Origin of the sequence: Buttiauxella cochleicola, from assembly GCF_021282435.1 — a bacterium.
GTDB lineage: Bacteria > Pseudomonadota > Gammaproteobacteria > Enterobacterales > Enterobacteriaceae > Buttiauxella > Buttiauxella massiliensis.
Map to the genome: position 1 here is coordinate 133,131 of NZ_JAJSOT010000008.1, position 12,644 is coordinate 145,774.

The following is a 12,644-nucleotide window of genomic DNA, read 5'->3' on the forward strand; positions in this document are numbered from 1 at the left end:
CTGCCACGCGATTCCTTATTGCTGAACTACAATGTTTTCCTGCGATGGGTCAACATGCTGCAATTGCAGCTTTTCCGTTGCGACCCGCTCCACCCGGCTATGATCGCCCAGTGCATTTTCTTCCAAAATCAGATTTCGCCATTCGATATCCAGCGCATCACGTTCCACAACCATTTGCTCACGCTGAGCGGTGAGCAGTCGGGTGTGGTGAGCGGTAGTCACAACAAAAATGGCGGTAACGATAATGGCGGTGAACAAGATCAGCGGTAGTTTCCCATGACGCAACAAATCACCACCAATCACTGTTGGTAGAGCATGCCGCTCGCCACTGCTCAACTGGCCAGTAACTTTATTCAGGGCTTCTGCCACTCTGCTGATCATGCGTTCGTCCTTTCAGCGATGCGCAGAACCGAACTACGCGCACGCGGGTTTTCCGCCACTTCTTCATCGCCTGGCATCATTTTGCCAATTGATTTTAAATATCTGCCACCAAGCTTATTCAACTGGGCTTCAGTCATTGGGATACCGGCCGGAACCTGTGGTCCACGGGTGTTTTCACGCATAAAGCGCTTAACAATTCGGTCTTCCAGAGAGTGGAAACTGATAATTGACAGGCGGCCACCCGTTGCGAGCGTTTCAATCGAGCCTTTCAGTGCCTTTTCGATCTCATCAAGTTCGCTGTTGATCCAGATACGAATAGCCTGGAAAGTACGCGTGGCCGGGTGTTTGAATTTGTCTTTAACCGGCATTGCTGCAGCTACAACCGTCGCAAGTTCTTTAGTGCGTGTCATTGGCTGTTCACGGTTGCGCTCGATAATGGCGCGCGCAATACGTTTGCCAAACTTTTCTTCACCGAAGGTTTTAATCACCCAGGCGATATCTGCTTCTTCAGCACTGAGCAACCATTCCGCAGCTGACTGGCCACGAGTCGGGTCCATACGCATATCCAACGGGCCATCACGCATAAACGAGAAGCCGCGTTCTGCATCATCAAGTTGCGGTGAAGAGACGCCAAGATCCAACAGGATGCCGTCAATTTTGCCCAGCAAGTCGCGTTCGCGTGCGTATTCAGCTAATTCAGAGAAAGGTCCATGAATGATAGAGAAGCGCGGATCATCAATTGCCCTGGCAGCCTCAATTGCTTGAGGATCTCGGTCGATTGCCAGCAGGCGCCCTTCTGGTCCCAGTTGGGAAAGAATCAGGCGAGAGTGACCACCGCGGCCAAACGTGCCATCAATGTAGATGCCATCCTGACGAATGTTGAGACCATTCACGGCCTCATCAAGCAGGACTGAAGTATGTTTAAAATTTTCCATCATTATTTATAGTGACAAGTCCTGCAGACGGTCCGACAAGGTGGTTGTCGTAGCCTGCTCAGCGTCGATGTCTTCCTTGACCTGTTGATGCCAGGTCGTTTCATCCCACAGTTCAAATTTATTGAACTGCCCAACCAGCATCACTTCTTTGGTTAGCCCAGCGTATTGGCGCAAAACAGGTGCTAGCAATAATCGCCCGGCGCTATCCATCTGACATTCACTGGCATGCCCGAGTAACAATCGCTGCACGCGACGCTCAACCGGGTTCATGCTCGACAGACGAGCTAGCTTTTGTTCAATAATTTCCCACTCGGGAAGGGTATAAAGCAGCAGGCATGGGTGATGGATGTCGATGGTACAAACCATCTGACCTTCAGAGGTTTCGACAAGCGCATCCCGGTAACGGGTAGGTACGGCAAGCCGCCCTTTGCTGTCGAGATTGACTAATGTTGCCCCACGGAACATGCCAGCCTCACCCTTAAATTCCCCTTTCCACCACTTTGACCCACAAAATCCCACCTAAAGGAGTTTACGGAGCGGAGGAAAACCTTGTCAAGCAAGCTACAACGCTGATGGAAATAATTTTCATCTCCTAAGCGATTGATAAATGACTGGCGTGAAAAGGCGCTACATCCACGATGCAAAATTAACGTTATGAATATTTGAAAGAAAAAAGATCAATAAGCATAAATATCGTTAAATCGACTGAAAACCTGCAAGGTAAAATATGAAGTGTTCAGTTTGCGACGCGGTCGGCATTTTAAGGTATTTCTCTGCAGGATAACAGCGCCAGATGCAGGCGAAACGCGGGCTGCGGGTTAGTTTGAAGGGGCACTGAGAACTATTGTTTAATTATCGGGCACTTTTACACACTGCTATGTAACAAAATAATTCAGAAGAAGGAATTATATCGATTCTGGAATTAAGAGAAGTGTCTATTATCAATGAAAAATAATTACCTGAATAACTAAGGTAAATAAAACGAGATTATTCTTAATTAAGAATGGCAGCCGTAACTGCCATCTCTTGTTAGTGCCGACTTAAACTGCCACGGCGATATAGATTACGACGAATACGTGTTAATCCAGGCTTAGGTTTACGTGGCTCATCGAGGCTTGCCAATACCAATTCCAGTACTCTTTCGGCTACATCACGGTGGCGCTGCGCAACAGCCAATACTGGACATTGCAGGAAATCAAGCAACTCATTGTCACCGAAAGTCGCAATTGCTAACTCTGACGGCAAATGCCCTTCACGGCGCAATGTTACATCCATAACACCTTGTAATAATGCAAAAGACGTCGTGTATAGAGCCTGCGGCATTGGGTGAGTTTCCAACCACTTGTCAAAAAGCTGCGCTGCGGCTTCACGCTCATAACTGTTGGCATATAAGAAGTGTACTTCACGTGGATCATCTTTCCACGCGGTGCGGAAACCTTGTTCGCGCAAGTAGCTAACTGACAGCTCCGGCAATGCGCCAAGATAAAGAACCGTTTCAGCAGGGAAAGTACGCAGCTCACTGGCCAACATTTCCGCATCTTCCTGGTCTGCACCGACTACGCTAATGAAATTTTCGCGATCTAATGCACGATCGAGCGCGATGATTGGAAAAGGGTCGTTCGCCCAGCGTTGATAGAATGGATGTTCAGGCTGCAGTGACGTTGAAACAATGATCGCATCAACCTGACGTTGTAGCAGGTGCTCAATACAACGCATTTCATTATCAGGCTGGTCTTCCGAGCACGCGATAAGCAACTGATATCCACGCTGACGAGCCTGGCGCTCCAGATAGTTGGCGATACGGGTGTAGCTTGTGTTCTCAAGGTCTGGAATAACTAATCCGATAGAACGCGTGCGCCCGGCACGCAATCCTGCAGCCACAGCATTCGGGTGGTAGTTATGTTCGCGTACAACTGCCATGACTTTCTCAACGGTCTTATCGCTAACGCGATACTGTTTTGCCTTACCGTTGATGACGTAGCTCGCCGTAGTGCGCGAAACTCCAGCCAGGCGCGCGATTTCATCCAATTTCACAGTAGCCCCTTATTTAGGATTTCCATAACCATACCCTGGTCATGGTTTCATTTTTATCATCTAAGCGCAGAATAATACCTCGGGCAACCGCTTTTGCTGGCAGTTGCTGCGCTATTTGCAAAAAAAAAACCCGGTACGTGTTTTACCGGGTTTTTTATTTAGCCGCCATTACAGGCTAGCGCATAATCTTATCGCCACGCGATACGCCCACAATACCTGAGCGTGCGACTTCCACAATCTTAGCCACTTCACGAATGGTATTCAGGAATGCGTCCAGTTTGTCGCTAGTCCCTGCCAGTTGAACCGTGTAGAGCGTTGGTGTGACATCAATGATTTGCCCACGAAAGATTTCCGCGTTGCGTTTCACTTCTTCACGCCCGTAACCACTCGCCTGCACTTTTACCAGCATGATTTCACGCTCGACATGCGCCCCTTGCACCAGTTCGCTGACACGCAGGACATCCACCAGTTTATGCAGCTGCTTTTCAATCTGCTCCAGCACTTTCGCATCACCAACCGTTTGGATAGTCATGCGAGACAGTGTGGGATCGTCAGTTGGAGCCACGGTCAGACTTTCAATGTTGTAACCGCGCTGAGCAAATAAGCCTATTACACGGGACAGCGCCCCGGACTCATTTTCGAGTAATACAGATAATATCCGGCGCATAATCAGGTTCTCTCCGTTTTGCTTAACCACATCTCATCCATACCACCGCCACGGATCTGCATCGGGTACACATGCTCAGTGCCATCAACTGCGACGTCGACAAATACCAGACGCTGGTTACGCACGGCCTCCAGCGCTTCGATCAACTTGCTTTCCAGCTCATGCGGCTCGTTAATGTTGATCCCTACATGCCCATAAGCTTCCGCAACGCGCACAAAATCAGGTAAAGACTCCATATAGGATTGAGAATGGCGGCCAGAGTAAATCATGTCCTGCCACTGTTTCACCATACCGAGATAACGGTTGTTGAGGTTAAGCACCAATACCGGCAAACCATATTGCAGCGCGGTAGAGAGTTCCTGGATATTCATTTGAATACTGCCATCACCCGTAACGCAAACCACGGTCTCGTCTGGCAATGCCAGCTTCACACCCAGTGCGGCTGGCAAACCAAAGCCCATAGTGCCGAGACCGCCAGAGTTAATCCAACGGCGAGGTTTATCAAAGGTGTAATAAAGTGCAGCAAACATTTGGTGCTGACCGACATCAGAGGTGACGTAAGCCTCACCTTTGGTCAGACGATAGATAGTTTCAATAACCGCCTGTGGCTTAATCTTATCGCTTGTTCTGTCAAACTCCAGGCACTGGCGTGCACGCCATTGCTCAATCTGTTGCCACCAGTCACGGATATCATCGCAGGACTGCGACGTATCTTCCTGCGCCATCAGCTCCAACATTTGCTGTAAAACCTGACGCGCATCACCAACAATAGGAATATCCGCACCGACAGTTTTAGAAATAGAAGTTGGGTCGATATCAATATGCAGCACTGTCGCATTCGGGCAGTACTTCGCGAGATTGTTGGTGGTGCGGTCATCAAAGCGCACACCAACTCCGAAAATCACGTCAGAGTTGTGCATCACCATGTTAGCTTCATAAGTTCCGTGCATCCCCAGCATGCCTAATGCCTGGCGATGAGTCCCTGGAAACACGCCAAGACCCATTAACGAGGAGACGACCGGAATATTCAGCTTCTGGGCTAGTTCAAGCAGTTCATCATGACAGGCAGAAGTGATCGCACCGCCACCGACATACATGACCGGCTTTTTCGCCGCCAGCAAGGTTTGCAATGCGCGCTTAATCTGCCCTTTGTGACCCTGAGTGGTCGGGTTATAAGAACGCATACTGACTGTTTCGGGGTAGCTGTAAGGGAACTTATTTGCCGGACTCATAATGTCTTTTGGCAAATCGACCACAACCGGCCCTGGGCGGCCACTTGCTGCAAGCCAGAAGGCTTTTTTGATGATGCCAGGAATGTCTTCTGCTTGTTTGACTAAAAAGCTGTGTTTCACGACCGGGCGCGAAATCCCCACCATGTCGCATTCCTGGAATGCATCATAGCCAATCAGCGATGTTGCAACCTGACCAGAAAGCACCACCATTGGAATGGAATCCATGTAAGCCGTAGCAATGCCGGTGATTGCGTTTGTAGCACCTGGACCGGATGTCACCAGCACGACCCCCACTTCACCGGTTGCACGCGCCAGGCCATCAGCCATATGCACTGCCGCTTGTTCATGGCGTACCAGTACGTGATCAATGCCACCAATAGTATGAAGCGCATCATAGATATCGAGTACTGCGCCTCCTGGGTAACCGAATACATGTTTAACGCCCTGATCGATAAGCGATCGGACGACCATCTCGGCTCCTGACAACATCTCCATGGTTTGCCTCCAGGCTTACGTGTTTGACCGACCACCGAAATCATTTCGGCTAAGTCGTTGAGGCAGGTTGTTGCGCCCTGCATATGTCTTTTTATTATTGATAGTTGCCTAACATAACCGTTGAAAATCTGGCAATCAATTGCCAATCTTCAAGCCTCAAACAAGGATTTTTTTACGAACACTACAAAACCCTCGAGTGGCAGAGTTAAGCTCTGACCATAAGCAGAAATTATGAATGAAAATACCATGGATGGTGGCTTTGCAGGATAAATCTAATTAGCGCACGATTTATCATATGTTTTGGAGAGAAAGCACAAAAACAACTAAAGAAGAAAAAACTATAAAGGCTAATAAAAGAAGGATAACCGGATAGTTTTAACCATCCGGATTACTCAGACAAGGATTCTAAATCTACTTACTGCACACTGTAGTCAGTAATTTTTCCATCCATTGATGCCCTTTATCGCGCCCTGCTGCTTCATGCCACGATAAATAACAAGTAGCTGTATTTTCTTTAAGCGGCAGTGTGAATGTTTGTAAATTCAGCGAGTCAGAAAACTCCTCAGCTAACCAGCGTGGTGCTATCGCAACCAGTTGAGTCTGCGACACAATATTTAAAACGCTGATCATTGCCATCCCTTGATAAGCAATACAGGCCAGTTTATCTGCTGTTTGATACCATGGTGCACTGAATGATGCAAAGCGATCCAGGGAAACAACCGCATGTTTTTCGTTATAAACGTCTTCTTCAGTTAATGGTTTAACTAAGCGTGGATTTTTCTTACTCGCCACCAGAACCATTTCATCTTCAAATAGTGGAATACATGTGAACTCAGGTCGACGAAATTCAGAATAGCTAATAACAAATTCTGTTTCCTGATAACGTAATTGGTGTTCAATATCTTTATTTAAAGACGATTTAAAGAGTAACTGAATACCCGGCGCAAAGCGTTTCACATTATTAAAGATAACAGAGGTTAAAAAATTATCTAAAGGGCTGCTAACGCAAATATTAAACACCCTTTCACTACTGCTCGGGTCGAAACCTGCTCCTGGTAACTCATTCTGTACCAGCTGCAATGCCTGGCGAATGGAGCCAAACAGTTGGAAGGCCCGAGCCGTAGGCTGAATGCCTCGGCCATAACGTACGAATAGTTCATCATTGAACATTATTTTCAACCGAGCTACCGCATTACTCACTGCGGGCTGAGACATCCCCAGGGTTTGAGCAGCACGGGTAATATTCTGCACTTGCATAACAGCATCAAATACAGTTAATAAATTTAAATCAACAGAACGTAGTTGAGGTTTAAACCCATCATGAACTGTTGGTTGTTCTACATAATTATCAGACATGGCAAACTCCACTAAGATGGTTCGTCCTTTTTCACAGATTAACTCTGCGGGCTATCCCTATTATCACTTGCTAAGCAGAACATGCTGATCAATACAATTGAAAACATTATTTAAAAATAAAAATAAAATTTTTAATTCACGTTTCCTGACACGCCAACACGGCTTCAGCTACTGACAAGTCTGGTATAACTATAAAGATGTATATAACTTTTTTGTGTCAGTTGATTTCCTGAACATGCTAATGAAATCACAAAATGACTTATCGCACAATGATTCACCTAATGAATTATATATCAACCATGGATGACATCGCTGGTCGGAAACAATAGTTCTACTGAGAATCGAGTGATAAGGAAAGGAGATAAATTCCTAAAATAGGATTCTTGCCTTGATTAACCCTCGCAAATCATAACTATGATGAATGACGATGGTAATAAACATATTATTTTTAATTGTTTCTGACGATTTCATTTTTACATAAAACGGTAAGCAGTCCTTTTTCATACCTTTTATAAATATTATGAAAAATTGATATACCAGCACAAATAACTGACCGTCACACCCACCTTACTATCGCCAAAACTGTGCCTGAGAGAATCGATTGTTGACACAGCAGGGCAGATCAAGTACCAATAAATGCATAACGAATTCACTTGGGGCTTGAAAACATGATTCGCACCATTCGCCTACTAGGTCTACTACTAAACGCAACTTCTTTGCGCGGTAGGCTGGTGGGCGAAATCGAGCGTTGATTCAAGCCATCAGACAGAAAAAACCCGCGCCACTGCGCGGGTTTTTTTATGCTCGTAGCAAGGGCCCCTAAGACGAGAAAGGACCACAACATGAGCCAACAAGTCATTATTTTCGATACCACTTTGCGTGATGGTGAGCAGGCATTACAGGCAAGTCTGAGTGTAAAAGAGAAGCTGCAAATTGCGATGGCACTGGAACGTATGGGTGTTGACGTAATGGAAGTCGGTTTCCCTGTTTCCTCTCCTGGTGACTTCGAATCCGTACAAACCATCGCCCGCAACATCAAAAATAGCCGTGTGTGTGGCCTCGCTCGTTGTGTAGATAAAGATATCGATGTTGCCGCCGAGGCGCTGAGGATTGCCGAAGCATTCCGTATTCATGTGTTTCTGGCCACGTCCACCATGCACATCGAAACCAAATTACGCAGTACCTTCGATGATGTTTTAGCTCGTGCAGTTAATTCTGTTAAACGCGCCCGTAACTACACCGACGACGTAGAGTTCTCATGTGAAGATGCTGGTCGTACTCCAATCGATAACCTGTGCCGTATAGTAGAAGCAGCCATTGGCGCAGGCGCTACAACCATCAATATCCCGGACACAGTCGGCTACACCACTCCAGTCCAGTTCGGCGGTATTATTCAGACTTTGTATAACCGCGTCCCTAACATTGATAAAGCGATTATCTCTGTCCACTGCCACGACGATTTGGGCATGGCAACAGGCAACTCTATCGCAGCAATTCAGGCCGGTGCCCGTCAGGTTGAAGGCACACTGAACGGTATAGGCGAACGTGCCGGTAACACTGCGCTGGAAGAAGTCATCATGGCGATTAAAGTACGCGGCCAAATGTTAGACGTGCATACCAATATCAATCACCATGAAATCTACCGCACCAGCCAGATTGTCAGCCAGCTGTGCAACATGCCAATCCCGTCGAACAAAGCGGTTGTCGGTTCAAACGCATTCGCCCACTCCTCCGGTATTCACCAGGATGGCGTGCTGAAAAACCGCGAAAACTACGAAATCATGACGCCGGAAACCATCGGCTTGAACCAGGTGCAATTGAACCTGACCTCCCGCTCGGGCCGCGCCGCAGTGAAACACCGTATGGAAGAGATGGGCTATAAAGAAGCCGACTACAATCTGGATTCTTTGTACGACGCCTTTCTGAAACTGGCCGACAAAAAAGGCCAGGTCTTTGACTACGATTTGGAAGCATTGGCCTTCATCGGCAAGCAGCAGGAAGAACCAGAACATTTCCGCATGGAATACTTCAACGTGCAGTCGGGTTCAAGCGTGATTTCCACCGCTTCCGTCCAACTGCAATGTGGCGAAGAAACGCATTCAGAAGCCGCGACCGGCAACGGCCCGGTTGACGCTGTCTACCAGGCGATTAACCGCATCACAAATTACGACGTTGAACTGGTGAAATATCAGCTGTCTGCGAAAGGCCAGGGCAAAGACGCATTGGGCCAGGTTGACATCGTTGTGACCCACAAAGGCCGCCGCTTCCATGGCGTAGGTCTGGCGACCGACATCGTTGAATCTTCAGCGAAAGCGATGATTAACGTGCTGAACAACATCTGGCGTGCGGGCATCGTCGAAAAAGAATTGCAACGCAAAGCTCATAATAAAGAAAATAATCAGGAAACCGTGTGACATGTCAAAAACTCATCATATAGCAGTATTGCCGGGTGACGGCATTGGCCCAGAAGTTATGGCTCAGGCGCTGAAAGTGCTGGATGCAGTTCGTAAGCGCTTCGATATGCGCATTACCACCAGTCAATATGACGTAGGTGGCATTGCTATCGACCGCCACGGCAACCCGCTGCCACCCGTTACCGTTGAAGGCTGCGAGCAGGCAGATGCGATTCTGTTCGGCTCCGTGGGCGGCCCTAAGTGGGAACACCTGCCTCCGGCCGAGCAGCCAGAGCGGGGCGCATTATTGCCGCTGCGTAAGCACTTTAAGTTGTTCAGTAACCTGCGCCCTGCTCGCCTGTACCAGGGTCTGGAAGAGTTTTGCCCACTGCGTGCTGACATCGCCGCGAACGGCTTTGACATTCTGTGTGTGCGTGAACTGACTGGCGGGATCTACTTCGGCCAGCCGAAAGGCCGTGAAGGCTCCGGCATGCACGAGAAAGCCTTTGATACCGAAGTGTATTACCGCTTTGAGATCGAACGTATTGCGCGCATTGCCTTCGAGTCCGCTCGCAAACGCCGCCATAAAGTGACGTCAATTGATAAAGCGAACGTGCTGCAAACTTCCGTCATGTGGCGCGAAATCGTCGGCGAAATCGCGAAAGAATACCCGGACGTTGAGTTGGCACACATGTACATCGACAACGCCACCATGCAGCTGATTAAAGACCCGTCGCAGTTTGACGTGCTGCTGTGCTCCAACCTGTTTGGCGACATTCTGTCTGACGAATGCGCGATGATCACCGGCTCCATGGGCATGCTGCCATCGGCAAGCCTGAACGAGCAAGGTTTCGGCCTGTACGAACCTGCGGGCGGTTCCGCGCCTGATATCGCAGGTAAAAATATTGCTAACCCAATTGCGCAGATCCTGTCTCTGGCTCTGTTACTGCGCTACAGCCTGGATGCTGAAGAGGCCGCTTTGGCCATCGAAAACGCTATCAACCTTGCGCTGGAAGAAGGTTTCCGTACCGGCGACCTGGCTCGTGATGGCAACGCAATCAGCACCGACGAAATGGGCGATACCATTGCTCGCTTCGTGGCAGAGGGGAAATAATCATGGCGAAGACGTTATATCAAAAGTTGTACGATGCCCACGTAGTCTACGAAGCCGTCGATGAAACACCACTGTTGTACATAGACCGTCATCTGGTGCACGAAGTGACTTCGCCACAGGCGTTTGACGGCCTGCGTGCCCACAAGCGCCCGGTGCGTCAGCCTGGCAAAACGTTTGCCACCATGGACCACAACGTTTCTACGCAGACTAAAGACATCAACGCTTCCGGCGAAATGGCCCGTATTCAGATGCAGGAACTGATGAAAAACTGCAAAGAATTCGGCGTTGAGCTGTACGACCTGAATCACCCGTTCCAGGGCATCGTTCACGTGATGGGGCCAGAGCAAGGCATTACGTTGCCGGGCATGACCATCGTGTGTGGTGACTCCCACACCGCGACCCACGGCGCATTCGGCGCGCTGGCGTTTGGTATCGGCACTTCCGAAGTTGAGCATGTGCTGGCGACGCAAACCCTGAAACAGGGCCGCGCCAAAACCATGAAGATTGAAGTGACCGGCACTGCGGCACCTGGCATCACCGCAAAAGACATCGTGCTGGCGATTATCGGCAAAACCGGCAGCGCTGGCGGCACCGGGCACGTAGTGGAATTCTGCGGTAGCGCAATTCAGGCGCTGTCGATGGAAGGCCGCATGACGCTGTGTAACATGGCTATCGAAATGGGTGCCAAAGCGGGCATCGTGGCACCAGACGAAATCACCTTTAACTACGTGAAAGGCCGTCTGCATGCGCCGAAAGCCGCCGATTGGGACGACGCAGTGGCGTACTGGAAAACCTTCAGCACTGACGAAGGCGCGAAATTCGACACCATCGTCACGCTGGACGCCGCAGAAATCGCTCCGCAAGTCACCTGGGGGACCAACCCAGGCCAGGTGATTTCCGTTACCGAAAACATCCCGAATCCAGAATCGTTCGCTGACCCGGTAGAACGCGCTTCTGCCGAGAAAGCGCTGGCATATATGGGCCTGAAACCGGGCATTCCATTGACCGAAGTCGCCATCGACAAAGTGTTTATCGGTTCATGCACCAACTCACGCATCGAAGATTTGCGTGCCGCAGCCGAAATCGCCAAAGGTCGAAAAGTCGCACCAGGCGTGCAGGCGTTAGTGGTTCCAGGTTCTGGCCCGGTAAAAGCACAGGCGGAAGCGGAAGGTCTGGATAAGATTTTCATCGAAGCTGGTTTTGAATGGCGCTTGCCAGGCTGCTCGATGTGCCTGGCGATGAATAACGACCGCCTGGAACCGGGCGAGCGTTGTGCTTCCACCAGCAACCGTAACTTTGAAGGCCGCCAGGGCCGCGGTGGCCGCACTCATTTGGTTAGCCCCGCAATGGCCGCCGCAGCCGCTGTATCCGGTCACTTTGCTGACATCCGCACGTTGAAATAAAGGAAAACACCATGGCAGAGAAATTTATCCAACATACCGGCCTGGTCGTTCCGCTGGATGCCGCAAACGTTGATACCGACGCAATCATTCCTAAGCAATTTTTGCAGAAGGTGACCCGCACTGGTTTTGGTGCTCACTTGTTTAACGACTGGCGTTTTCTGGATGATGCAGGGCAAAAGCCAAATCCAGAATTCGTGCTGAACTTCCCGGAGTTTAAGGGCGCTTCTATTTTGCTGGCGCGAGAAAACTTCGGCTGCGGTTCTTCCCGTGAACACGCGCCGTGGGCGTTGACTGATTACGGTTTCAAAGTGGTTATCGCGCCAAGTTTTGCGGATATTTTCTACGGCAACTCATTCAACAACCAGTTACTGCCGGTGACGTTGAGCGAAGCAGAAGTCGATGAGTTGTTCAAACTGGTCGCGGCCAATCCAGGTATTAAATTCGTTGTCGACCTGGAAGCGCAGACGGTGATTGCGGGTGAGAAAAGCTATTCATTTAATATCGATACTTTCCGCCGCCACTGCATGTTAGAAGGGCTGGATAGTATTGGCCTGACGTTGCAGCACGAAGGTTCAATTTCTGCTTACGAGCAGAAACAACCGGTGTTTATGCGTTAACAGACTCCAATTCTTAT

General features: G+C 49.3%; 11 protein-coding genes. 4 read left to right on the forward strand and 7 right to left on the reverse strand.

The annotated features are described in order from the left end of the window. Positions 1-15: 15 nt before the first annotated feature. The 7 genes from ftsL to leuO all read right to left on the reverse strand — a co-directional run bounded on the left by ftsL (position 16) and on the right by leuO (position 7,100). Positions 16-381, reverse strand: a complete 366-nt coding sequence (gene ftsL / locus LVQ77_RS17895; protein WP_134187112.1) for a cell division protein FtsL — start codon at positions 379-381, stop codon at positions 16-18. Continuing rightward, a complete protein-coding gene (gene rsmH / locus LVQ77_RS17900; RefSeq protein ID WP_064516175.1) occupies positions 378-1,319 on the reverse strand; it encodes a 16S rRNA (cytosine(1402)-N(4))-methyltransferase RsmH in 942 nt (313 codons plus the stop codon). The genes ftsL and rsmH overlap by 4 nt, the downstream gene beginning before the upstream one ends. Positions 1,320-1,322: 3 nt before the next feature. Beyond that, a complete protein-coding gene (gene mraZ, locus LVQ77_RS17905) occupies positions 1,323-1,781 on the reverse strand; it encodes a division/cell wall cluster transcriptional repressor MraZ (protein ID WP_064516173.1) in 459 nt (152 codons plus the stop codon). Positions 1,782-2,345: 564 nt separating this feature from the next. Further along, positions 2,346-3,350 (reverse strand): catabolite repressor/activator, encoded by a 1,005-nt coding sequence (cra, locus tag LVQ77_RS17910; protein WP_232866370.1) that lies wholly within the window; start codon positions 3,348-3,350, stop codon positions 2,346-2,348. Between the two features lie 175 nt (positions 3,351-3,525). Then, positions 3,526-4,017, reverse strand: coding sequence for an acetolactate synthase small subunit (gene ilvN, locus LVQ77_RS17915; protein WP_034460956.1), 492 nt, complete (start codon positions 4,015-4,017; stop codon positions 3,526-3,528). Positions 4,018-4,019: 2 nt separating this feature from the next. Then, positions 4,020-5,744 (reverse strand): acetolactate synthase 3 large subunit, encoded by a 1,725-nt coding sequence (gene ilvI / locus LVQ77_RS17920; protein ID WP_064516169.1) that lies wholly within the window; start codon positions 5,742-5,744, stop codon positions 4,020-4,022. Positions 5,745-6,155: 411 nt separating this feature from the next. Then, complete coding sequence (leuO, locus tag LVQ77_RS17925) at positions 6,156-7,100, reverse strand: transcriptional regulator LeuO (RefSeq protein WP_151994942.1); 945 nt, start codon at positions 7,098-7,100, stop codon at positions 6,156-6,158. A gap of 842 nt (positions 7,101-7,942) precedes the next feature. Between leuO and leuA the strand changes: the two genes are divergently transcribed. Genes leuA through leuD form a run of 4 tightly spaced genes read left to right on the forward strand, consistent with a single transcriptional unit; the run spans position 7,943 to position 12,627 of the window. Further along, positions 7,943-9,514, forward strand: a complete 1,572-nt coding sequence (gene leuA / locus LVQ77_RS17930) for a 2-isopropylmalate synthase (protein ID WP_232905147.1) — start codon at positions 7,943-7,945, stop codon at positions 9,512-9,514. A 1-nt stretch (position 9,515) separates the two neighbouring features. Continuing rightward, positions 9,516-10,607: a 3-isopropylmalate dehydrogenase gene (gene leuB / locus LVQ77_RS17935; RefSeq protein WP_232905148.1), complete on the forward strand. Its 1,092-nt coding sequence runs from the start codon at positions 9,516-9,518 to the stop codon at positions 10,605-10,607. A 2-nt stretch (positions 10,608-10,609) separates the two neighbouring features. Next, the gene (gene leuC / locus LVQ77_RS17940) at positions 10,610-12,010 is read left to right on the forward strand and encodes a 3-isopropylmalate dehydratase large subunit (protein ID WP_232866363.1); all 1,401 of its coding nucleotides are present in this window, start codon (positions 10,610-10,612) and stop codon (positions 12,008-12,010) included. Between the two features lie 11 nt (positions 12,011-12,021). Then, positions 12,022-12,627, forward strand: a complete 606-nt coding sequence (leuD, locus tag LVQ77_RS17945; protein ID WP_232866361.1) for a 3-isopropylmalate dehydratase small subunit — start codon at positions 12,022-12,024, stop codon at positions 12,625-12,627. Positions 12,628-12,644: the final 17 nt, after the last annotated feature.